At 40.6% G+C, this 23,125-nt stretch carries 19 protein-coding genes; 13 read left to right on the forward strand and 6 right to left on the reverse strand.

The features are described from left to right. Together AN390_RS04040 and AN390_RS04045 are read right to left on the reverse strand one after the other, a co-directional pair. On the reverse strand, positions 1–2,259 hold the full coding sequence (locus AN390_RS04040; RefSeq protein ID WP_055253033.1) for an EAL domain-containing protein: 2,259 nt from the start codon (positions 2,257–2,259) through the stop codon (positions 1–3). Between the two features lie 55 nt (positions 2,260–2,314). Next, positions 2,315–5,038: an insulinase family protein gene (locus AN390_RS04045; protein ID WP_055253034.1), complete on the reverse strand. Its 2,724-nt coding sequence runs from the start codon at positions 5,036–5,038 to the stop codon at positions 2,315–2,317. A 183-nt stretch (positions 5,039–5,221) separates the two neighbouring features. Here AN390_RS04045 and sixA point away from each other — a divergent pair, with 183 nt between their 5' ends. Both sixA and AN390_RS04055 read left to right on the forward strand, forming a co-directional pair. Then, on the forward strand, positions 5,222–5,692 hold the full coding sequence (gene sixA, locus AN390_RS04050) for a phosphohistidine phosphatase SixA (RefSeq protein WP_004587298.1): 471 nt from the start codon (positions 5,222–5,224) through the stop codon (positions 5,690–5,692). Between the two features lie 15 nt (positions 5,693–5,707). Then, positions 5,708–6,058 carry a RidA family protein gene (locus AN390_RS04055; RefSeq protein WP_055253035.1) on the forward strand — a complete coding sequence of 117 codons (351 nt, stop codon included), beginning with the start codon at positions 5,708–5,710 and terminating at the stop codon, positions 6,056–6,058. A 6-nt stretch (positions 6,059–6,064) separates the two neighbouring features. Here AN390_RS04055 and AN390_RS04060 read toward each other — a convergent pair whose 3' ends face one another. Next, positions 6,065–6,997, reverse strand: a complete 933-nt coding sequence (locus AN390_RS04060) for an AEC family transporter (RefSeq protein WP_055253036.1) — start codon at positions 6,995–6,997, stop codon at positions 6,065–6,067. Between the two features lie 15 nt (positions 6,998–7,012). Then, complete coding sequence (smrB, locus tag AN390_RS04065; protein WP_024031888.1) at positions 7,013–7,570, reverse strand: endonuclease SmrB; 558 nt, start codon at positions 7,568–7,570, stop codon at positions 7,013–7,015. 151 nt (positions 7,571–7,721) lie between these two features. On the opposite strand from smrB, the gene prmB reads away from it, so the two are divergent. The 8 genes from prmB to AN390_RS04105 all read left to right on the forward strand — a co-directional run bounded on the left by prmB (position 7,722) and on the right by AN390_RS04105 (position 14,840). After that, positions 7,722–8,657: a 50S ribosomal protein L3 N(5)-glutamine methyltransferase gene (gene prmB / locus AN390_RS04070; protein ID WP_004587294.1), complete on the forward strand. Its 936-nt coding sequence runs from the start codon at positions 7,722–7,724 to the stop codon at positions 8,655–8,657. 58 nt (positions 8,658–8,715) lie between these two features. Beyond that, positions 8,716–9,813 carry a chorismate synthase gene (gene aroC / locus AN390_RS04075; protein ID WP_024031890.1) on the forward strand — a complete coding sequence of 366 codons (1,098 nt, stop codon included), beginning with the start codon at positions 8,716–8,718 and terminating at the stop codon, positions 9,811–9,813. A gap of 119 nt (positions 9,814–9,932) precedes the next feature. Continuing rightward, positions 9,933–10,310 carry a DUF4112 domain-containing protein gene (locus tag AN390_RS04080; RefSeq protein ID WP_004587292.1) on the forward strand — a complete coding sequence of 126 codons (378 nt, stop codon included), beginning with the start codon at positions 9,933–9,935 and terminating at the stop codon, positions 10,308–10,310. Positions 10,311–10,428: 118 nt separating this feature from the next. Then, entirely contained in the window at positions 10,429–11,076 is a 648-nt protein-coding gene (locus AN390_RS04085; protein ID WP_055253037.1) for a glutathione S-transferase family protein, read from the forward strand. A 101-nt stretch (positions 11,077–11,177) separates the two neighbouring features. After that, positions 11,178–11,732 (forward strand): elongation factor P hydroxylase, encoded by a 555-nt coding sequence (locus AN390_RS04090; protein ID WP_055253038.1) that lies wholly within the window; start codon positions 11,178–11,180, stop codon positions 11,730–11,732. Beyond that, complete coding sequence (locus AN390_RS04095; protein WP_055253039.1) at positions 11,722–12,852, forward strand: ATP-NAD kinase family protein; 1,131 nt, start codon at positions 11,722–11,724, stop codon at positions 12,850–12,852. Before AN390_RS04090 ends, AN390_RS04095 begins: the two co-directional genes overlap by 11 nt. Positions 12,853–12,856: 4 nt before the next feature. Further along, positions 12,857–13,132: a YfcL family protein gene (locus tag AN390_RS04100; RefSeq protein WP_004587288.1), complete on the forward strand. Its 276-nt coding sequence runs from the start codon at positions 12,857–12,859 to the stop codon at positions 13,130–13,132. 151 nt (positions 13,133–13,283) lie between these two features. Further along, complete coding sequence (locus tag AN390_RS04105) at positions 13,284–14,840, forward strand: AbgT family transporter (RefSeq protein ID WP_055253040.1); 1,557 nt, start codon at positions 13,284–13,286, stop codon at positions 14,838–14,840. 803 nt (positions 14,841–15,643) lie between these two features. On the opposite strand, the gene AN390_RS04115 is transcribed toward AN390_RS04105, so the two are convergent. Both AN390_RS04115 and AN390_RS04120 read right to left on the reverse strand, forming a co-directional pair. Continuing rightward, complete coding sequence (locus AN390_RS04115) at positions 15,644–17,461, reverse strand: DEAD/DEAH box helicase (protein WP_004587284.1); 1,818 nt, start codon at positions 17,459–17,461, stop codon at positions 15,644–15,646. A gap of 162 nt (positions 17,462–17,623) precedes the next feature. Continuing rightward, on the reverse strand, positions 17,624–17,887 hold the full coding sequence (locus AN390_RS04120; protein WP_004587283.1) for a GrxA family glutaredoxin: 264 nt from the start codon (positions 17,885–17,887) through the stop codon (positions 17,624–17,626). Between the two features lie 261 nt (positions 17,888–18,148). Between AN390_RS04120 and AN390_RS04125 the strand changes: the two genes are divergently transcribed. From AN390_RS04125 to AN390_RS04135, 3 genes are read left to right on the forward strand one after another with little or no spacing between them, the layout of a single operon-like run. Beyond that, positions 18,149–19,180, forward strand: coding sequence for a response regulator (locus AN390_RS04125; RefSeq protein WP_236695070.1), 1,032 nt, complete (start codon positions 18,149–18,151; stop codon positions 19,178–19,180). Positions 19,181–19,201: 21 nt separating this feature from the next. Further along, on the forward strand, positions 19,202–19,798 hold the full coding sequence (locus AN390_RS04130; protein ID WP_004585874.1) for an isochorismatase family cysteine hydrolase: 597 nt from the start codon (positions 19,202–19,204) through the stop codon (positions 19,796–19,798). Next, complete coding sequence (locus AN390_RS04135) at positions 19,791–22,610, forward strand: PAS domain-containing hybrid sensor histidine kinase/response regulator (protein ID WP_095206726.1); 2,820 nt, start codon at positions 19,791–19,793, stop codon at positions 22,608–22,610. Before AN390_RS04130 ends, AN390_RS04135 begins: the two co-directional genes overlap by 8 nt. Positions 22,611–23,125: the final 515 nt, after the last annotated feature.

A 23,125-nucleotide genomic window follows, 5' to 3' on the forward strand; every position in this document is an offset into this window, starting at 1 on the left:
TTACCTTATTTGCGCTAAATGTTTATTAGCACTAATAAGGCTTGGCGTAGAGTTGCTTTGTTGCTGTTTTAAAAAGGCCGTAAATTCATCTTTTGAAAGCGGTTTTGAATAGAAGTAGCCCTGTACGGTTTCACAATTTAGCGTTTTGAGTATGTCAATTTGGCTTGCTTGCTCCACACCTTCAGCAACCACATGTAAATCGAGGTTTTGCGCAATCGTCACGATAGAGTCAACCATGTTGCGGCCACGTTCGGTTTTCATGTCATCAATAAATGCTTTATCTACTTTTAAGGTATTCAGCGGAAATTGTTTTAAGTACGCTAAAGATGAATAACCTGTACCAAAATCGTCCATGGCTAAATGAATACCACGCGCACTTAGCGAGCGCATAATTGCAATGGCTTCTTGTGGGTCGTCCATTACCGTGCCCTCGGTAATTTCCAGCTCTAAAAAGTAAGAAGGTAGCTCGTTTTTTTGCAATATCACGTCAATACGGGTCGTTAAATCTGGCAAGCTAAACTGCTTAGCCGATAAGTTAACTGCAACGCGGCCGCTAAATAGCCCATCGTCTAGCCATTGTTTTACATCGCGACACGCTTTGTTTAAAACCACTTCACCAATTTCTATTATTTGCCCGGTTTCCTCAGCAATAGGAATAAATACACCGGGGCTAATAACGCCTTTTTTAGGGGTTATAAAGCGCACTAATGCTTCCATTCCGGTAAGTTTACCTGTGCGAATATTCATTTTTGGTTGGTAATACACTTCAAAATGGTTTTCTTTTAGACCAAAGCGCATTAGGTTTTCTATTTGTAAACGTTTAACCGCTTGGCGGTTCATGGTGTCGTTAAAAAACAGGTAACTATTGCCTTTCTTTTTAGCATGATACATGGCGGTATCAGCGTTTTTTAACAGCAGCTCTGGGGTACTGCCATCTTCAGGGAATAACACTATGCCTACGCTTGAGGTAATAGCGAGCTCGTGGCCTGCCATTTTAAATGGGGTCGCAATTGCAGCTAAAAATTGCTTTGCCATGCGAGTAATAACATGAATATCATTAGTATCTGCCATAACTAAGGCAAATTCATCACCCCCTAAGCGGTAAAAAACATCATTCTCACGGGTTAATTTATTTAATCGCATAGCCAGTTTTGCTAACAGGCTGTCGCCTAGCTGGTGGCCTAATGAATCATTAATCTTTTTAAAATTATCTAAATCAAATACCAAAAGGGCATGGTGGGTATTTTGTTTTACTAGCTTTTGTAGGTCGGTAAAAAATAAATTTCTGTTAGGTAAACTGGTCGTACGGTCTCTATTTGATAAATTATGCAGTTGCGATTGTGCATTTTTACGTTCGGTTAAATCTGAATAAACCACTACATAGTTTGTTATTTGGTGTTGTTCGTTTTTTATCTCATCAATAGAAATCTCTATGGGCAGTAACACTCGCTCACTATTGCGCAGTTTTACCTCTTGTTGAATTCGCTCACGCTCTCGTACTATATTTTTAATGTTTTCTGTGTAGCTTTTATCGTAACCAGGTAAGTTAAAAGGCTTTTTGAGATATTGCTCTCTAACGCCACCAAAAAGCGTTAAAAAGCTGGGGTTAATATCAACTAAGTTAAAGTTTTTATCATATATAGCAAGTGCATCAGTGAGTGATTCTACACACTTAGCAAATAAATTGAGACGCTCTTGTGTTGATTTTAACACTGAAATATCGCGCACTGTGCCGGTCATTCTCAGTGGCGCTAAGTTGGCATCTTTTTCTATTATTTTTCCGCGGTCTAATACCCAGTGCCAGTGGCCAAAGGTGTCTTTAATACGGTAAGTGGCTTCAAAAAAAGCAGACTTTTGAGCAAAGTGTTTTTTTAATAAATGCTCTACTGAGGCAATATCGTGTGGGTGGATCAAGCTTTTATTTGGCGGAAAACCCATTAACGTTGTTGAATCCATCATGTATTTATCGTTAATACGAATAACTTCGCCAGTTTTTATATTCCAATCCCAAAGCGTATCGCCACTGCCTTCAACCGTGCTTTTTAAGCGCTTTTCCGAGAGGCTGTGCTGTAATCGAGAGCGCTTTAATTTATAAATTACAAATAATAGGTATGGCAAAGCCAACGCAAGTAGGGCACTGGCAATAATTAAAACGGTGTTGGTATTTATATTAAAGGCGTGTTCAAAGGCAACCGCTGCGGGTGCTAGGCTTAGCAGCAACCAGTAAAAACCACATTTTATTGTTGTTATTTTTATCATTTGTTTTATTACTACTAATTAACAAATGATAATTTAAATCATGCCACTTGCAGAGTCAAAGAGATTGCGAGCAAAGCGGCATTTTTTGCGATTTATTTACTTTTGCGCTACTTAATAACTCATACCTTGGCCTATCTTTAGAAAAAGTAGCTATGGCATAGCTTTTCATTTCTTCTAGGCTGAGGGCGTGCAGTGCCTCTAGGAGGCGTTTTTGCATATGAAAGTCATGATCTTTATTGCCTATTGCAAGCCAAAAGCGCTGTGAACGTAACCGTAAGTTTTTATCTTTTTCAGCAATATGAGTTGTCAAACCTTGTTTATGTTGCTGCCATGTTGTTTCATCTAGGGAGTCTAGGTTAGCAATAAACTGGCTTACAAAATGATTATGCCTGTGCAGTAGAGTCTGAGCTTCAAATTTTGGTGATTGAATATAAAAAGCAATACCGGCGCGGGTGTTAAATGGTGCATAGCCAGAGCCAACTAAGTAACCTAGCTGTTGTGTGGTTCTCAGCTCGTTAAAATAGTCTTGGTTAATTATATGGTTAAGTGCCATTAATTTAACTTTTTCATCCACTTCTGCAGTTTGTGCTTGGTAGTAAATGACCATGGCGTTATCACTGCATGGCAGTTCAAGTTCGCAGCGAGTCACTTGGTCTATCTCGTGCAGCGGGCGTGTTAAATCCTCAATAGCCGTGGCGTTTTTTAAATGCTCTGCCACTTTTTTATGAAATACCTTCGCGTCTGTTTGTTGCCAATTACCGTGTAAAAACGACTCAACATGTAAGGCTTTAAAAAAATCGGCTCTAAATTCGTTAAATTGCTGAAAACATGTATTTTTAAGTGCAGTGGCTAACTCATCGGGTTGTGGGTTCCATGGCATTATTTTGGCACCTAACACGCTAAATAATTCACTCACCGGTTTATTTTGGTTGCTGTTGCGCCAGTGCCTTACCAGTTGCTTTTTGTATTCGGCAAAGCGGCGTGCGCAAATATCAACATTAAACAGCGCATCAAGTAATTGCTCCACCAACTCTAGCTGACTAGTCGATAGCCCAGCAGTGTGCAACGTAAGCCCGCCTTGATGAGAGGTTAAATGATAACTTAAACCTGCCAATTCTGCGGGGTAAAATTGCTCGCCAACACTGTCCATAAATAAGTCACTAAAAAGGCGCGTTAATGCCATGTGCTTTACATCTTTTACTGCAAAGTGCGAGTCCATTGCTAAATAAAAATGACCTTTGGCCACTCTAAAGGTGTTGTCTTGTTTAAACCAAAAGTCAAACCCAGGCTCTTTAACTAACAGTAAAGGCTTGGTTTGAGGTTTTTCGACTTCGTATAGCACCACTTCTTTTGTTAAATAGGGGTTTGCTGTGGGCAGCAGCATAGTGCTCAGCGGTTTATTTATATGCGCAAGCGACTCCAGCCAATGCGGCGAAATTGGCTCAACTTTGTAAGGGGTGTTGTACCACGCGGTGGTGTGCTCTGCCTCTACGCCTGGATGAATAAGTACTAAGCGCATATTATGCGGGGTAAGCCATTGCATCGCCATTTCGTGAGTGGCTTTATTAAAGCCCTCCATTAAGTAATCGCCTTGCACATAGTTAGCTTCGTCGTAGTGTTGCATATTAATGCTTAGGTTACTTACCCAATCTATTAAGCGCGATTTTTCTTGGTTATCAAACGCAATTTGTAACAGGTTTTTTTTATCTTGATACAGGCGCGGTAGTTTGTCGGTGTTATCGTTGATTAGGCAAATATACTCAAACACAATTTCTATTATGTCTTCAAAGTATTCAATGCCTTCATCGGTAAGCGCCATGCTAATGTTAAAATCTTTAAAGTTACTGCCATTTATACCGCCGCCGGCAGAAAGTGCGTTAATCCACCCTTGCTCTTTTAAAATTGAGTACAACGAGCCTGCGCCTTCGTAGCCGAGTAAATGGGCTATAAAGCTGACGGTTTTGTGGCGATAAAAGTCATCGATATTTGGCATAGCAAAACTAATAATGAGTTTTTGCATGTGCTTGTGTGGTTCAATGTGCAGTACTTTGCCAATATCTTGCGCGCGATATAATGGCTCCTCAATAGGGGCTTTAAGCGCATCTTTATGGCCATTAATGCCACTAAAATAGCGATGTGTCCACTGCGCGAGTGTATCAAGCGGTTCGTTGGCACAAATTACCAGTGTCATCCACTGCGCTTGATAGTGCTTATTAAAAAAATCTCTTAACTCGTCACTTATGCAGCGCTCTCTATCGGCGAGGGTATGTAAATTACCCACCGAAAATTTAGCAAAGGGGTGGGCTGGGTTTACGGTTTCTTTATGAGCCTGATAAATACGACGCCCATCATCTTTTATTTTTAATTTAAACTCAGCCTCTATGGCATTACGTTCTTTTTCGGTTTCCGCTGGGTTTAATAATGGGGCAATAAAAAAACGGCTAAATTGCGCAAGGGCTTTTTCAATGGCTTGATTATTAATATCAAAGTAATAGCACGTGTGCTCAGTGCCGGTCCAGGCGTTGGTGTTTCCGCCCGATTGAGACACAAAATTATTAAAGCTTCCAGAATCAGGGTATTGGTCGGTACCTAAAAAAAGCATATGCTCTAAAAAGTGTGCAAGGCCTTGCCTGTCAAGGGGGTCATCAAAATGGCCAGCGTTAACCGCCATAGAAGCAGCGGCTTTAGTTGAATCTTTATCTTGCACTAATAATACTTTTAGCCCATTGTCGAGTGTAATGGCGCGGTATGCTCTGTTATCATTGCGGCTGATATTCAAATGATGCTCCTGAAACTAGACGTTTACTTGTTAACAACAGATGATAGCTTCAGGACAGCGAAAAAATAGCGAAAAGATTTACCTGAATATCATGAGAGAATTATTCTTTGGAATAATAGTTAATATAGCGGACAAATGGGCAAACTGGCTACTGTTTTATATTCATTAATCGGTTGATTTTTTATGAAAACAATCTTAATTATGCGCCACGGCGAAGCGACACCGATGCAAGCTAACGACGCAGCAAGAAACCTAACACCGAAAGGCCATGCAGAAGCAGAAAAAATGGGCTTATGGCTACACAAACACTTTTCTGTTGATGCGTTATTGGTAAGTCCTTACTCGCGCGCGCAGCAAACGGCTAAAGAAGTTGAAAAAAACAATGTATTTAAATTTAGTGAAACCTGTAGCGACATAATCCCCGAGGGAAAGCCACAAATAGCAGCTGATTATTTAGAAACACTTATTGCCATGCATCCTCAGTGTAATACCTGGTTAGTGGTCGCCCATATGCCTATTGTGAGCTATATAGTTGATCAGCTCAGCCCGGGTAATATGCCTATTTTTAACACCGCAGCAGTTGCTGTAATTCAGTATGACGAAACATCACAGCGCAGTGAATATGTAAATATTAACGCGCCTGCCAACATATAGAGAAAAGAGATAACAATGAGTATAGAACGCCTTGAAACGGGTGCGCGCATGAGCCGTATAGTTAAACATAATGGAACCGTTTATTTATGCGGACAAGTATGCAGCGATGCAGAGCAAAACATTACAGAGCAAACGCAAACTATGCTCGACAAAGTAGAGGCCTTACTTGAGCAGGCGGGGAGTTCTAAAAAGCATATGCTAAGCGCAACTATTTACGTTAAGAGCATGGAATATTTTTCCGATATGAATGCTGTATGGGATGCGTGGGTGCCAGAAGGTTATGCGCCAGCACGCGCCTGTGTTGAAGCTAAAATGGCGCGCGATGCGCTATTGGTCGAAATTTCGGTAGTGGCCGCACTTAAATAAGCGATTTTATAAAAGCACAGCAAGCCAAAACGAAAAGCTTACAACACTAAGCACCGTTGAAAGCACCACTGCACCGGCGAGCGTAACTTGATGCGTATTTAATTGGCTTGCAATTAAATACGCATTAACGCCAACAGGCGAGGCGCTCAGCAATACCAGTACGTTACGAATTTGCGTATCTAGTACAAACACCCACGTAGCTGCTACACACACAGCAGCAGGTAAAATCAGTATTTTTAACAGTGAAGAAATAAGGGCCGGCTGCCAATTTGCTGCCACCTTATAAAACACCAAATTAGCGCCTAACACAAATAAAGCACATGCAATAGCAGGGCTGGCGAGTAGCTCTAAGGCATTGGCTAAATTCGCAAATAATGTAATTCCCGACACATTTAAAAGTAATCCACAGCCAATACTTAACACTATAGGGTTAAGGACCATGTTTTTAGCAAATTTTGCCCACGAGAAGTCAGCTGTGTTTCCTTTCGCGCCTATTAAATAAGTTAACGCAAAAAGCAGCGTGCTATGAAATGTGATGATCATAAAGGCGATGGCAATCATGTCTTTGCCAAGTGAAGCAATAACAATGGGTATACCCACTAACACCATATTTGAATAACTACCGGCAAGACCAAACACACTATGCTGTTGATAATTTCCAGCATTGGCTTGTTTAGTTAAATAGTACCTATCAATAAGTATGCCCAAAGCAAATACCGCTAATACAGGAATATAAAAGCTTAAAAATGCTTCGAGGCTAATACTTTGATGCAAATTTATTTGCGACATATTGAGCATTAAAAAGGCGGGTAAGCTCACATAAAAAGTAAATTTGCTTAAGCCGGCAATATGCTGCTGATTAAAAAACTTAAAATAACAACAGGTGTAGCCCAGTGCGACAATAAAAATTAAGGGAAAAATAATCGAAAAAATTTGCACGTATTCTTCCTTTAATTAACGTCTAAACTCATCGCTTTGTGGTAAATCAATTAAAATCAGCACGGCACCGCGCCCGCCGTATTCTAGCGGTGCTTGATGCATGGCAATTACATCGGGGTGCTGTACCAAATACTGCGGTACTTTGTGTTTTAAAACACGCTCGCCAATGCCATGCACTATGCACGCGCAGTAATAATGCTGTTTTTTGCACTCGTGAATAAGCCCCGCGAGTTCATCTTTTGCACGTTCTTTATTAAGCCCGTGCAGGTCGAGTGTTAAATCGGGCGCAAAGTCGCCGCGTCGTAACTGTTTTGCTAAAAAAGAGTCGTGGCCATTTTGCACGTAATTAATGGTGCTATTTGTGTCTATATCGGGAATATATTCGTCAGAGAAGAAAAATTCAGACTCAACCTGCTTTTTTTGCTGGGCAAATTGCTTCGCTTGTGACACCTTAGGTTTTGTATCAAACCTATGGGTATCTTGTTTAAACACCTTAGCGCCTGTAATTGTTTGGCGAAAAAGGTCAATGTCGTCATTGCTTAGGGACGATTGTGATGAGATGTCTTTTTTCATAAATTTTACCTAAACAAAAAAACGTAAAAACGCAGCGCAAAAGGCGGTACAATATAAAGGTGAGGGGCAATTGTAATTTGCTCAGCACAGTTAGGCAATGCAATCGTCGCAAAGACTCAAAACAGTCAGTTAGCTAAAACAGGTAAAAAATATGAGTGATTTACAAATAGAAGAAGCAACACTTGATGAAGCTGTTGCAGAACTGTCAACGTTACATGACTGGTTACGCTGGACTACAAGCCAATTTGCAAGTAGTGGAATATTTTTTGGACATGGCACAGATAACGCGTGGGATGAAGCTGTTAGCTTATTACTTCCTGCACTAAGTTTACCTATTGATGCCCCCAAAGAGTTAATGCATGCGCGGTTAACAAGCACAGAAAAAAACCGCCTAGCAGGGTTAATCGCAGAGCGTATAAACGACTGCACGCCGGTTCCTTATTTAACAAACATTGCTTGGTTTGCGGGCATGCCATTTTATGTTGATGAGCGTGTGCTTATTCCGCGCTCGCCGTTTGCAGAACTTATTGCTAATAAGTTTTCACCGTGGCTTGAGCAGCCGCAAAGCGTTAACCGTATTTTAGATTTATGCACAGGCTCTGCTTGTATTGCTATTGCGCTTGCGCAGGCGTTTGAAACGGCGCAAGTAGATGCGGTTGATATTTCGTATGAAGCGCTTGAAGTAGCAGATATAAACATAAACGACTATATGCTAAGTGACCGCGTACTGCCTATTCAGTCAGATGTATTTAGTGGTGTACCAGGGCAAAAGTATGACCTAATAGTAGCCAATCCTCCGTATGTTGATGCTGAGGACATGGCTGATTTACCACGAGAATTTCATCATGAGCCTGAGCTTGGTTTAGCATCAGGGCATGATGGCTTAGACGTTACACGTACTATTTTAGAGCATGCTAGCAATCATCTAACTGATAACGGTTTGTTATTTGTAGAAGTTGGTAACTCTATGGTACATATGGATGCTTTGTATCCGGGCGCACCATTTGAGTGGGTTGAGTTTGAGCAAGGCGGCTTAGGTGTATTTGTAATAAGCAAAGCGCAGCTTGATACGTATTTTGCAAAATAAATTTTAGGCCGAGCGTATGCTCGGCAACTTTTGTAGTCATTAGGAATGAGGAAAGTTAATGGCAGGTAATAGCATAGGGCAGTTGTTTAAAGTGTCCACCTTTGGTGAGAGCCACGGCGTTGCCCTAGGCGGTGTTGTAGATGGTACTCCCGCAGGCCTTGAGATCACAGAGGCTGACTTACAAATTGATTTAGACCGTCGTAAACCTGGGCAAAGCCGCTATACAACGCAGCGCCGAGAAGACGATCAGATAAAAATTCTTTCAGGCGTTTTTGAAGGTAAAACCACAGGCACAAGCATTGGTTTACTTATCGAAAATACCGATCAGCGCTCAAAAGACTACGGTAAAATTAAAGATGTGTTTCGCCCAGGTCATGGCGATTACACTTACTGGCACAAATACGGCCTGCGCGATTATCGCGGCGGTGGTCGCTCTTCTGCGCGTGAAACCGCAATTCGTGTAGCGGCAGGCGCAATTGCTAAAAAATACTTAAAGCAGTTTCATGGTATTGAAGTAAAAGCATGTTTAAGCCAACTTGGGCCAATAAAAGCCGAAAGTTACGACTGGGATGAAGTTGAAAACAACTTATTCTTTTTCCCTGATGCAAGTAAGCTAGAAGCGCTTGATGAGTATATGCGAGACCTTAAAAAGCAAGGTGACTCGGTGGGCGCTAAAGTAAAAGTAGTGGCTAGCAACGTACCGGTAGGATTAGGCGAGCCTGTATTTGATAGGCTAGATGCTGAGATTGCGCATTCACTAATGAGCATTAACGCCGTTAAAGGTGTAGAAATTGGCGATGGCTTTGATGTGGTTGAGCAAAAAGGCTCCGAGCATCGTGATGAGTTAACCCCAGAAGGCTTTACCTCAAACCACGCGGGTGGCGTACTTGCTGGTATTTCTACAGGGCAAGATATTATTGCCTCTATTGCGCTTAAGCCTACATCAAGTATCACTATTCCAGGTAAAAGCATTAATACTGAAAACGAAGCAGTGGAGATGATCACCAAAGGTCGTCACGATCCGTGCGTTGGTATTCGTGCAATCCCTATTGCTGAGGCAATGATGGCCATTACCTTAATGGACCATTTACTGCGCCAGCGCGGGCAAAACCCACATGTTAACCACGAACATGGACCAATTAACGGCTCTGTTTAACCGTTAATATTTTAAAAAAGCGCGGGGTACCGCGTTTTTTTGTGCCTGTAATTTGCTTTTAAGCCTTTCAGGGGTTGTTCAAGTTTGCGCTATATACTGTTTTAAGGAGGAGAGTAATTATGAGCGATAATAAGCATGATAACACACACCTTGAAACTCAAGCTGCTATAGCAAGGCTAGAACGCTTTAGTAAGCTTACAGACAGCAGCATTGGCATTCCTTTTACTAAATTTAATATTGGCTTAGAGGCTGTGATTGGTTTAATACCCGTTATAGGTGATGCCGCAGGGCTTATTTTATCAAGCTATGTACTGGTAGAGGCGCAGCGATTAGGCGTAAGTAAACGCATAAAAACGAAGATGATCATTAATATGCTGATTGATTTTGTAGGCGGCTTAGTTCCATTTTTTGGCGATATATTTGATGCTTTTTTTAAAGCCAACACCCGCAATACCCGTTTATTAAAAAAACATTTAAATGCGCAGTTAGCTAATTGATAGTAATATTGTTTTTTTAGAGGCTTTAAATTTAGCATTAAGAATAAAAAACAAAGTGTTGTTGGTTGTTTAATCACCTAGTAAGGTAGGGAAGCCTATTCACTTTGGTATATACAAAATGCAATTATTTATCGGTAATAAAAACTATTCTAGCTGGTCATTACGCGCATGGTATTTAATGAGTAAATTTGATGTCCCGTTTGACGAAACCCAGCTTGTGCTCGACACCAGTAACTTTTACAACGAACTAAAACAACACTTCCACGTTCAAAAAGTGCCGGCGTTAATTGATGGTGATTTGCAAGTGTGGGACTCGCTCGCAATTTGTGAATATATTAACGATGCCCATTTATCGGGAGCAGGGTGGCCTAAATATATTACTCAGCGAGCTACAGCGCGCGCATTAAGCGCTGAAATGCATGCCGGCTTTATGGCACTGAGAAACGAAATGCCGATGAATATAAGAGCCACACGTAAAGTAACGCTTTCAAGTGCTGCACTAAAAGATATTCAACGTATTGATGAGATATTTTCCCAGCAGCAAGATATGTTTCCTAATGAATGGTTTTTTGGCGATTTTAGTATTGCCGATGCGATGTACGCCCCCATTGTACTTCGTTTAAAAACGTATCAGATTACCTTATCCCCAGCGGCGCAGCAGTATTGTGATTTTGTGATGCGTTGCCCTGTTTTGCAAAAGTGGATAACCCAAGCACTTACAGAAACCGACATAGTGCAGTGCGATGAGGCGGGAGTAGAGGTATAACTCGCTCATCACTTTTACTTTAAAGATAAAAGCCCGTACAATTCGTCTCGTTTTTAGTGCGCTAATTTTGCGCTGTAACCGAGACGAATTAATCAGTTTTTATGCATCATATAGCCGATCTTATATCTATTTTCGATAGTGTTTTTTATCAAAGCCATAACACTCGCTTAGTAAAAGGCGATGATGAGCCTGTTTATCTACCTGCCAATAATACCCATGGTTTTAATCAAATTGTATTTGCACACGGCTTTTACGCCAGTGCCCTACATGAAATAGCGCATTGGTTAGTGGCTGGCAATAAACGCAGAGAGCTTGAAGATTATGGGTATTGGTACTGCCCAGATGGGCGAGATAAACACCAGCAAGCTGAATTTGAAAACGTAGAAATAAAACCACAAGCCATAGAGTGGCTGCTCAGCACCGCTGCTGGCTTTGATTTTAATGTGTCGGTAGATAACTTGAACGGCGAGCAAACTTGCCGGTTTGATTTTCAGGCGCGAGTACACCAGCAAGTATTAATGTTATTAGAGCAGGGGGTTAACGCACGTACCCATGCATTATTAAAAGCGTTAAGTGATTTTTATAAAACACCGTGGCCGTTAACCGCTCAGCAATTTAATTGGCACCACCCTCAGGAGTTACAAAATGCAGTTTAAGTTAGGCTTAATTATTAACCCTGTTGCAGGACTTGGTGGCAGCGTTGCTTTAAAAGGCAGTGATGGCGAAAACACTGCTGCAAAGGCAATTGAGCTGGGTGCGCAAGCCAAAGCTAACAGCCGCACACAGGCAGCCCTAGAAGTACTTGTACCCTATAAAGAGCAGTTAACAATTTATACTGTAAATGGCGAGATGGGCGAAAAAGCAGCACGCGCACTAGGCTTCAATGTTGAAGTAATTTATACCGCCAATACCGTAACAAGCGCCGATGATACAGAGGCTAGCGCTAAACTACTTAAAAATTTAGGCGTAGATTTAGTCCTGTTTGCTGGTGGCGATGGTACTGCGCGCAATATTTGTCATGCCATAGAAGATACCGTACCAGTGCTGGGTATACCTGCTGGCTGTAAAATCCACTCTGGCGTATATGCAATTACACCTAAAGCAGCAGGGCGCGTAGTAGAAATGCTAGTAAAAGGCGAGCTAGTTACACTTGCAGATGCCGATGTAATGGATATTGACGAAGAGGCGTTTAGGCTAGGCACCGTAAAAGCTAAGCGCTACGGAGAAATGCAAATACCAAGCGAAGTACGTTATGTACAAGCGGTTAAAAATGGTGGTAAAGAAACAGACGAATTAGTACTTGCCGACATTGCAGCGCATGTAGTGAGCGAAATGGATGAAGACACCTATTACATTATGGGTAGTGGCTCAACTGTTGAAGCAATAATGCAAGAAATGGGGCTGGATAATACTTTATTAGGCGTAGATTTAATTAAAGATCAAACCCTAGTTGCGCAAGACTTAACTGCTAAACAGCTACTTGAGTACACGCATGGGCAAGCTACTCAATTAGTTATTACATTAATAGGCGGGCAAGGCCATATTTTTGGTCGAGGGAATCAGCAGCTAAGCCCTGAGCTTATTCGCACCATTGGCAAAGAAAACATTATTGTGGTGGCAACTAAAACCAAATTACACGCGTTGAACGGGCGTCCACTTATTTGTGACACCGGCGACAGCGCTTTAGATGATGAATTAACAGGTTACATTAAAGTAACCACCGGCTATAACGACCATATTATGTATGCTGTCGGTTATGAAAACCAGGAGAAGTAACACAATGAGTTTAGTGAATTATATTGATGCTGCGCAGCAATACTTTGATGATTTAGTGATTAAAGCAACAGATGATGAGCTGTTCGCTGGTGGTTACTTGCGCGGACATTACGACCTTGCAGTAGGCTATGCAGAAGTAGAAGAGCTGACAATCTCTATTGATGAGCTCAACGAAACCGTGGAACAAAGCTTAGTAAAAGCATACCGCAATGGCGAGCTAAACGAAGAAGATAAAACCTTGGTTGTTAGGCTTTGGGAAGAAGTGAAAGCCCTCGCTTAACCAATGTTTAGTTCACAATTATAAAAACGCGGCGACGATAACGAAGCCGCGTTTTTTTATGCTCTATTTGTGCCCATAATAGATTTATTAGTTAATTTACTGTTACACATTAATAGTATATTGTTACTTAAACCTATTTTGGGAGCTTTAAATGAACAATAATAATCAAGCTGCGGTACCTACTGGGTTAATCGCGCGTTTTTTAAACTTTGTGGAGCGAGTTGGTAACAAACTTCCCGATCCGGCGATTATTTTCTTATTCGCTATGTTACTTATTTGGTTGTGCTCGTGGTTACTGTCGGGGGTGAGCTTTGACGCGTTAGACCCACGGACAGGCCAAGCCATAGTTGTAAATAACCTATTAGAGGGCGACTCACTCGCCTCATTTTTATCTTCTATGGTAAAAACCTTTACAGGCTTTGCACCGCTAGGGGTGGTACTGGTTGCCATGTTAGGTGTGGGAGTGGCTGAGCACTCAGGTTATATCAATACAGGCCTTAAGCTAATGCTTAAAGTTACCCCAAGGCAACTGCTAACCCCTTCAGTCATTTTGGTAGCTATTGTAAGCCATACAGCAACCGATGCTGGCTACGTATTAGTGATCCCATTAGCGGGTGTTATTTTCTTTGCCGCAGGGCGACACCCATTAGCGGGTATTGCAGCCGCATTTGCTGGTGTGAGTGGTGGATTTGGCGCTAACTTTATTCCATCAGGAATAGACCCATTACTGCAAAGCTTTACCCAAAGTGCAGCGCAAATTATTAACCCCGATATGTCGATTAACCCCCTTAATAACTGGGCGTTCACTTCTGCCTCGAGTTTATTTATTGTGTTATTAGGCTGGTATATCACTGATAAAATAATAGAGCCTCGGTTAAAAAACACAGCACTTAATGAAGACACCCAAAACTTACCCGCGTTTGATGAAGCTAAAAGTGATGAAAAACGCGCTTTTTTTATAGCCAGTAGCGTAATGATTGCAGGACTTGCTTTACTTGCATTTGTATCCGCTCCTGCCGATTCAGCAATGCGCAATGCTGATGGCTCACTAACTAATTTTAGATCGCCCCTGATGCAATCTATCGTGCCTTTAATCTTTTTATTATTTTGGATACCCGGTGCCGTGTATGGTTTTACCGTTGGTACCTTTAAAACCTCAAAAGATATGATAGATGCGATGAGTACCGCGATGAGTGGCATGGCCTATTACATTGTAATGGCGTTCTTTTGTGCGTTGTTTATTGCTGCGTTTTCTAAGTCTAACTTAGGGGCATTAATGGCCATTGAAGGGGCGCAGCTTTTAAAAGCAATGGAGTTGCCCAGTGCGGTAACAGTTGTGGGTATTATATTTTTAACCGGCTTTGTAAACTTGTTCGTTGGCTCAAGCTCAGCAAAATGGGCATTACTGGGGCCTATTTTTGTACCAATGTTAATGCAGCTAGGTATATCACCCGATTTAACCCAAGCGGCTTACAGAATCGGAGACTCTAGCTCAAACATAATTACGCCACTTATGCCGTATTTCCCATTGGTTGTGGTGTACTGCCAAAAGTACGTAAAAGATACCGGTATAGGCACGCTCATCGCGCTTATGATCCCTTACTCAATCGCGTTTATGATTGGCTGGAGTATTTTCTTGCTAGGGTATTGGGCACTCGGTATTCCGTTAGGGTTAGATGCGAGCTACGTTTATCCGGCGTTACCTTAACTTAAACCTTAATTTATGAACCTCACTCACTGGAGTGAGGTTTTTTATATAAAAATGCAGCAATGTAAAAAGTACTGTTAATTACCTTTCTAATTCTCTCACTGTATAGCCAAATAAACTCGCCTCACCAACAATATACACATAATCGTTTTTGTTATTCACTATTGTAGATTTATCGTCGTACCATCTAAAATCGTGCGTTTTGTTAGTTGTAGGGTCTTTAAAGTATAAACGAGTACAACTATCTTCATAATCAGACCCACATTCTTGTACATCAGTGAGGATATATTCCTTATACCAATAATCGCCTTGCGTGTAGTAAGCCCATAATTTAATAGGATCAGAGATAAAAATATAGAGTATTCCATAGATTAATAAAGGGGATAATGGGTACATGAAAATGGATGCTAATTTCATTTTAGTATCTGAGAAATTGTATTTGAGTGATTCTCTATATTTACTGCAGCGTCTATATTTATTGAATATAAGTATATTTAAATAGATAAATAGTGCACAACAGATAATAGGGAGGGTTATAAAGAAAACAACGTCGTATAGTTCATTTGAGATGAATGGTGGGTCTGTAAAGTCCATTAAAATAGGTATAGTGATGCATAATAAAATGGGGAGTACTATTGCTACAAAGAGCAAGTTGTCGTAAATCTTTTTCAATTTTAATTCGTCCATGAATTATAGCATTTGCTTAGTTTACAGGATTTTTGTTATTACTGAAGCAGTGGCTTTAAAACAAAAAAACCTTGGCACTTTCGTGGCAAGGTTTTTTATAACGTAAGCTATAAAGCTTAGTTAGATGTGAAGCTCACAGGGCGACGTTCTTTACGAGGACCGCCACGCTTATCACCGCGTTGGTTGTCTTTGTTAAAGCTACGCTTTTTATCACCACTTGGGCGCTCAGCGCGTTCACCACGTGGCTCAGCTGGGCCTTGATCTTGTGTTAGTGTCATACCCATTGGGCGTTTACAAATAAACACTTTTTGGAAGTGATCAAGTACATCTTTAGGCATGTTTTGCGGTAATTGTACCGTACTGTGACTGTCGTGTAGACGAATGTCACCAATAAACTTGCTTGAGATATCAGCTTCGTTAGCAATCGCGCCAACAATGTTTTTAACCTGTACACCGTGCTCACGACCCACTTCGATACGGTAAGTATCCATAGGGCCTGCATCGCGGCTGTTACGCTCGCGAGGTTTACGCTCAGGGCGGTCACCACGTTCGTTACGACGACGGTCATTACGATCGCCACGCTCGTTACGTGTATTACGCTCGTTGCGAGGTTGAATCTTAACTTCTTCAACTTTAATTGGCGACTGTTGCTGTGCTAAACACAGTAATGCACCCGCTAGGTCTTCTAAAGATAAGTCTAGTTTTTGTGCCATGCTAGCAGCAACTTCATTGAAGAACGTAATGTCTTTGTTTTCAAGAGCAAGCGTAAGCTTTTCTTTTAACGCATTAATACGTTTTTCTTCAACTACTTTAGCTGTAGGTAGCTCAACTTGTGCAATTTCAGACTTAGTATGGCGAATAATATTTTTAAGCAAGTAACGTTCGTTATGCTTAACAAATAAAATTGCTTTACCAGTACGACCAGCACGACCTGTACGGCCGATACGGTGAACGTAGGCTTCTGAGTCTTGTGGGATATCGTAGTTGATAACTAAGCTTAAACGGTCTACATCAAGACCACGTGCTGCTACGTCTGTTGCAATAACAACGTTTAGCATACCGCTTTTTAAGCGATCTACCGTGCGTTCACGTGCTTGCTGGTTCATGTCACCATTAAGAGGCGCAGCAGAGAAACCTTCGCGCTCTAGTAACTCAGCAAGTTGCACAGTGTCGTTACGTGTACGTACGAAAACAATAGCACCTTCGTATTGCTCTGCTTCTAAGAAACGAACAATGGCTTTGTTTTTATGTACGTGTGCATTCCAAAACACTTGCTCAACAGATGATACAGTTGAGTTACGCGCAGATATATGAACCTGTTCAGGGTTATTCATATATTTGCTGCTGATGTTTTGAATTTGCTTAGGCATGGTCGCAGAGAAAAGACATGTTTGCTTTTCGCGCGGTGTTTTTTCCATGATGTTTTCAACATCATCGATAAAGCCCATACGTAACATTTCATCGGCTTCATCAAGTACAAGTGCTTGTAAAGCATCAAACTTGATAGTGCCACGGTTTATGTGATCGATTAATCGACCCGGAGTAGCAACAATAATTTGTGCGCCACGACGAAGTGCGCTTAATTGAATGCTGTAGCTTTGGCCACCGTACAGTGCTAATACTTCAACACCACGAGTACCTTTTGCATATTGTTCAAATGCCTCAGCAACTTGGATCGCAAGCTCACGTGTTGGTGTGAGTACAAGGATCTGTGGCTGTTTCACAGACGGGTCAATATTGTTTAGTAACGGCAGTGCAAATGCTGCAGTTTTACCTGTACCCGTTTGTGCTAGTCCCAGTACGTCCTTTCTTTCTAGCAATAACGGTATACATTGAGCTTGGATTTCAGATGGTGTCTTGTAACCCAACTCTTCAACTGCCTTTAAAATTGCAGGAGAAAGATTTAGAGATTCAAACGTGACTGGTTCTGACATTAATACGCCTCAACGAATTTAAAGAGGCGCGCATTGTATAGGAAATACGAGGCAATTGCTTGTATAAATTACAACTAATTTGTATGTGCTTGATGTTGGTCGAAATTTAACCAGTTTAAATTTTTGATTTTTTAAACTGGTTAACAAGCTATATACAAAGCGTTATTTATATAGGCCTAGATTTTCTTTTGCGTAAGCTTCAAATTCAGTAAAACCACCAATGTGAGTTTGATCTACAAAAATTTGCGGCACAGTTGGGCATGGTTTTCCTGCAGACTTTTCTAAATCCGCTTTGCTAATGCCTTCTTTGATAATATCGATGTAACGAAACTTAAAATCATCACGCTCATTTGATAGTTGCTCGGCAACGTCTTTAGCACGTACACAAAATGGGCAGCCTTCGCGGCCAAAAATTACTGTAAGCATAATACTCTCCTCAATTTAGTTGGGTTCATATTAAACGATTAATTAATAATTTAAAGCGCAAAAAATCGATTGGTTAATTCTGTTTTACTGTTAACTCGCTTAATTACTCATTTGCCATGCATTTTGAATTGCAATTTGCAAAAGCGCATTTATGTAAAGGATGTGTAATTTTTAAATTTAATGAATTCATCGTATTAGTAAAGGCGCTGCAAGTGGCATGTAAATTGATATTTAACTACAGAGCCATTCTTATTAGGAACGATGATGAGTAATAACAGCCATGTTTTAGAAATTATTCAAGGGGTAATTGCACGCTTTTGCAAAGCAGATAACACAAATGTGGCAATTACACTCATCAACAAATTACAGTGTAATTATATTTGTTTACAGGTGTCTCCTGAGCAAATGATTATCCAGTGTGAAGCGTTTATTTTACCTTCGCTAAAAGCCGCTAAAAGCCATTTTGTGCTAACAGTAGAGGCCAATTTACAGGGTATTAATTTAAATTACTGGGTAGATTCGAATCCTGAAATGCACACCATTGATATACACGGTTTACTTGCAACCCGTGAGCCAATTTCATCGGTAGATACAAACAATGAGCTTATTAGCGCAGCCAATAGTAAAGACGACTTAGAGCAAAGCATTCATTACCTAGTTAATTTAAGTGCGCAAAACTATGGTTTAAAACTCGCCGACAGCAACCACACCAACGCTTTAAAAATTGAAGATGCGCGTCACCTATCTGCAGAGCAACTTGCGATTGATTTTTTAAATAATGGGGCTTCTCAGAGTATAAAAATTTGTGCATTTGATGCGCTCAGTGAGCTGCAAAGCCATCACGCTATTTCTCAACCTGTATTGGCGTGGCCGTTTTTTGATACTGACTTAGTAAATGCGGTTAATAATTTAAATACCCACAGCAAATTATCTGTATTGGTTGCTGATGACAGCTTGCCAAGCCAAGTTGCGACCAAAGTCATGCTTGAAATGCTTGGTTGCGCAGTAACCTGTGCAGAAAATGGCTCAAGTGCCTTACTTATTGCCCAGCAAGAACCTTTCGATTTACTGCTGTTAGATGAGCGTATGCCAGGTATGTTTGGCAGTGATGTGGCTCAGCAGCTCATTAAACAAAACACCCCAAACGATAACACGCCAAAAGTTATTTTAACGGGCATTACTGAGGAGCAACAAATTGCTCAGTTGTTCGAAAAAGGGGTGACGCACTATCTTCAAAAACCGGTAACAAAAGCTGTATTAGAAGAGTTTATTAAGCCTTGGCAAGCTGCCTAAAGGCCCGTTTAGGAGAACGTTATGAACGATTTATCAAAAACAGCTTTACTGCTCATTGGTTTTCAAAATGATTACTTTTCGCCTGATGGCATTTTATACCAAGTGGTTGAAGAGTCATCAAGAGTAACCGGCGTGGTAAATAACACGTTAGCGCTGCTCGACAAATACATAGATAAATTTGCATTAGTGCTCAGTACGCCTATTCACTTTACACAAGATTATAGCGAGCTTAAAAACCCAATTGGTATATTAAAAGTGATTGCCGAAGTAGGGGCTTTTAAAGCCGACTCTTATGGTGCTCAAGGCATTAAAGAGTTTGATAAATATGGCAAACGTATTATGCAAATACCCGGTAAACGCGGGTTAAATGCGTTTACTCATACAGAGCTTGCAAATGTGCTTAATAAAAATGGCATCACTAACATTGTTTTAGCAGGCACGGTGACCTCTATTTGCATTGACTCTACGGCGCGCTCTGCGGTAGAGCTTGGCTTTAATGTGACGGTACTTAATGACTGTACATCAAGCAGAACGCCGTTTGAGCAATCATTTTACTGTGAAGAGGTTTTTCCGCTTTATGCCAAGGTGTGCAGCCATACAGAATTAGTAAATGAATGAGGCGCATATGGAAGAAAAAGACGAGCTACAAGTACAAGTTCATTACGCGCTAATAGAGCAGCTTTCTGCAAATACCCGCAGGCAAACTAAGTTACTTGCCTTACTTGATGAATGTGTATTTGAATGTGATAAACATTTAGTGTTTAGCTACGTGAACGAAGCATGGCTTAATAAGTTGGGTTTTACGCCGGCCATGCTCATAGGTAAAAAAATCACATCGCTGTTAGAGACCAAAGACTCGTTAAAGCTGTCAGCGTATATTGAGTCTATTTTTGAAGGCGTTTTTAGTGCCAGTATAGAGCTGCAAGTAAAAAATAATGACGGCCTTACTAACTGGTTTGAAATGCGCTTGGCCTGCGACGATAGCGGCGGGTTTATTGGCTCGTTACACGACATTCAACGACATAAAGACTACCAATACTTACTCACCCAGCAACAAGAGTACGCTAAGCGACTTTCTTTAGTGGCAAGCCACACCAATAATTTAGTTATAATTACCGACCGATTTGGCAAAATAGAATGGGTTAATAAAAGCTTTGAAACGCTTACTAGTTATAAATGTGAAGAAGTCATCGGGCTTAGCCCTGGCAAACTGTTGCAAGGGCCTAAAACAAGCCTAGAGTCGCGCCAGTTAATGGCTAAAGCGATTAAAAATGCCGAGCCTTTTCAAATAGAAACCGTTAATTATGATAAAAATAAAAACGAATACTGGGTTGCTATTGATGCCACCCCTGTAAAAGATGATGACGGTAATGTTAAGCATTTTATAGCCATAGAAACCAACATTACCCAGCGTGTAAAAGCTGAACAAGCCATGGCAGAAATAGAATATAACTACCACTCTGTGGTCGATAACATCCCTGATATTGTATTGAGGTTAGATGCGCAGGGCGGGTTATTGTTTATGAACAAAGCATGGCAAGATTTTTTCCAAACAGACATAAATAAACACCTTGGTTTACCCGTTGCTAATTTTGTAATGAGCGAGGATGTGGAAAAGCTAAACACAGCTCTTACAGGTTACAGTAGTGGCAATCGAGAAGTTAAGCGTTTAGATATTAGGTTAACCAACGCGCTTAATGAGCCAAATTGGGTTGAAATGACCCTCACACCCATTACCTCATTTAGTGGCACACACTTAACGTCTATAGCGGCAACCGTGGTTGATATTCAAGAACGTGTGATAGCTGAACAAATACTCTTAGATGCTAAGCACCAGGCTGAATCGTTGGCTGAGTCTAAAAGTCGCTTTATGGCCAATATAAGCCATGAAATACGCACACCTTTAAATGCAGTGATTGGCTGTGCAGATATCTTACACGACACTGGGCTTACAACAGATCAAAAACGTTACACCCAAATGATTAAAACAAGTTCAGATGCATTATTGAGTATCTTAGATGACGTGCTGACCTACTCACGCTTTGAAGCGCAAGCAATCTCAATAGATAATCAGCCATTTAGCCTCGATATTTGCTTAGAAGAGGCTATTGATATTGTAAGTGAAAGCGCCGTGCAAAAAGGCCTCGAACTTATTTTTGATCTGCACCCTGATGTTCCTGCGCAGGTGGTGGGCGATCATGGTCGTATAAGGCAAATTGCAATAAATTTACTCTCAAATGCCATTAAGTTTACTCAAAAAGGTTCACTTATAGTGACAGCACAGTGTGTTGAGTTTGAAAATAATAAATTTACGTTGCAGCTTAGCTTTAAAGATACAGGAATAGGGATTGCGCAAAACAAGCTCGAGAGTATGTTTAAGCCGTTTATACAATCGGATAACTCTATCACTCGGGAATATGGCGGCAGTGGCTTAGGTTTAGCCATATGTAAGCAAATATGTGATGCAGCAGGGGGCAGCATTACTGTTAACTCGCAGTTTGGTAAAGGGAGTGAATTTATTGTGAATTACCCTTTATTAATAGATACAAGCGAGCAGGTGCAAAGAGAAGGCTTTTCAGCCAGAACTAAAAAGCCCTATGTGTGTGTGATTAGTAAAAACTTGCAATTAAACACGGCGATAGAGCATATGCTTACTCGCCATTCGATAGATTTTTCACGCCTTGAAAACATCGAAAAGCTAGACAGTATCGATACGCCCGACGCTATTGTTACCACTAACAAAGCCGATTTAGACGCAGCGCAACAATTTTTAAAAAGTTACAAAAGCCTAAATAAACCGTGTTTATTACTCATAGACCTACTGGGTAAAAACCAAAAAACAGAGGCGCCGAGCTCTGGTATGTTGATGTTTAATGGGCCTTTTAAGCCCTCGCATTTACCCAGAGCGATTGCTGCGCTTGAGGAAGAGCTTTTTCATCTTGATATTATTTTTACTAATAAAAAAGAAACCACACTAAACACAGCCACTATTAATGCTCAGCCATTTAAAGGTACGCACGTACTCGTGGTTGAAGACAATAAAAATAACCAAATTGTGATTCAGCAATTTTTAGAGCAGCAAGGGTGCTTAGTTAAAATAGCCAGTAATGGGCAAGAGGCGATTGAAAAAGTTAAAACGCAAACAATAGATTTAATATTTATGGATATTCAAATGCCAATTTTAGATGGTATTTCTGCCACTAAAAAAATCAGAGAGTTAGCTATTGTCACCCCTATTATAGCGTTAACAGCGAATGCGATTCATGGAGATAAAGAGCGTTTTATTAAAGCAGGAATGAATGACTATTTAGCTAAACCAATTATTAGCGAAAAACTCAATTTGCTCTTAAATCAATACTTACCAAAACTTAATGACGCTAAACACTCTAAGTTAGAGCGCATTAACGAAATTTGGTCGTTATTAAAGTAACAAGCAATGCAACCGTGCTTTTAGGTTAATAGTTATAGATGGCCTTAAGGTATTTTGATTAAAGTTTTTAGTTGTTAAGTAAACAAACATAAATAGTGGGTTTAGCAAAAATTTAACCTCAAAAGGTTAAAATTGACTGTTTTCTCAAAAAAAGCGATGGCATTGAGTAATGCGTAGTCAATTACTTTTACTGCCTAAAAAGCCTTAATGTATTAAGCAAAACTGTAAATAATGCTGAAATACTAATCCTTTTTAATTGATTGGGTTGTGTAGGTTGGTTCTAAATAATTATTTTTAAATTGGTTTGCATTTTGCAAATCAAAATGAAATAGAAATCTCATAATGCAAATATCCGCTTAGCTATTTTTTATTATCCCTATCAAAGTAATTCATTTACCCATTGATTTATAAAGACTTAAATTTTTTATCATCATTAAATTTATTATGGCATGGCTTTCGCAATATAAACACCAAGTAGAGCGAAGTTATCATTGATATAAATTTGCTAAGTAGTT

Origin of the sequence: Pseudoalteromonas sp. P1-11, assembly GCF_001399995.1 — a bacterium.
GTDB classification, from domain to species: domain Bacteria; phylum Pseudomonadota; class Gammaproteobacteria; order Enterobacterales; family Alteromonadaceae; genus Pseudoalteromonas; species Pseudoalteromonas atlantica.

Bases quoted from the DNA above. Each gene is read 5' to 3' on its own strand.
- AN390_RS04095 (WP_055253039.1), top strand. From the start codon at position 11,722: ATGCAGTTTAAGTTAGGCTTAATTATTAACCCTGTTGCAGGACTTGGT.
- AN390_RS04090 (WP_055253038.1), top strand. From the start codon at position 11,178: ATGCATCATATAGCCGATCTTATATCTATTTTCGATAGTGTTTTTTAT.
- prmB (WP_004587294.1), top strand. From the start codon at position 7,722: ATGAGTGATTTACAAATAGAAGAAGCAACACTTGATGAAGCTGTTGCA.
- aroC (WP_024031890.1), top strand. From the start codon at position 8,716: ATGGCAGGTAATAGCATAGGGCAGTTGTTTAAAGTGTCCACCTTTGGT.
- smrB (WP_024031888.1), bottom strand. From the start codon at position 7,570: ATGAAAAAAGACATCTCATCACAATCGTCCCTAAGCAATGACGACATT.
- AN390_RS04125 (WP_236695070.1), top strand. From the start codon at position 18,149: ATGATGAGTAATAACAGCCATGTTTTAGAAATTATTCAAGGGGTAATT.
- AN390_RS04120 (WP_004587283.1), bottom strand. From the start codon at position 17,887: ATGCTTACAGTAATTTTTGGCCGCGAAGGCTGCCCATTTTGTGTACGT.
- AN390_RS04055 (WP_055253035.1), top strand. From the start codon at position 5,708: ATGAGTATAGAACGCCTTGAAACGGGTGCGCGCATGAGCCGTATAGTT.
- sixA (WP_004587298.1), top strand. From the start codon at position 5,222: ATGAAAACAATCTTAATTATGCGCCACGGCGAAGCGACACCGATGCAA.
- AN390_RS04105 (WP_055253040.1), top strand. From the start codon at position 13,284: ATGAACAATAATAATCAAGCTGCGGTACCTACTGGGTTAATCGCGCGT.
- AN390_RS04130 (WP_004585874.1), top strand. From the start codon at position 19,202: ATGAACGATTTATCAAAAACAGCTTTACTGCTCATTGGTTTTCAAAAT.
- AN390_RS04135 (WP_095206726.1), top strand. From the start codon at position 19,791: ATGAATGAGGCGCATATGGAAGAAAAAGACGAGCTACAAGTACAAGTT.
- AN390_RS04040 (WP_055253033.1), bottom strand. From the start codon at position 2,259: ATGATAAAAATAACAACAATAAAATGTGGTTTTTACTGGTTGCTGCTA.
- AN390_RS04100 (WP_004587288.1), top strand. From the start codon at position 12,857: ATGAGTTTAGTGAATTATATTGATGCTGCGCAGCAATACTTTGATGAT.
- AN390_RS04115 (WP_004587284.1), bottom strand. From the start codon at position 17,461: ATGTCAGAACCAGTCACGTTTGAATCTCTAAATCTTTCTCCTGCAATT.
- AN390_RS04085 (WP_055253037.1), top strand. From the start codon at position 10,429: ATGCAATTATTTATCGGTAATAAAAACTATTCTAGCTGGTCATTACGC.
- AN390_RS04080 (WP_004587292.1), top strand. From the start codon at position 9,933: ATGAGCGATAATAAGCATGATAACACACACCTTGAAACTCAAGCTGCT.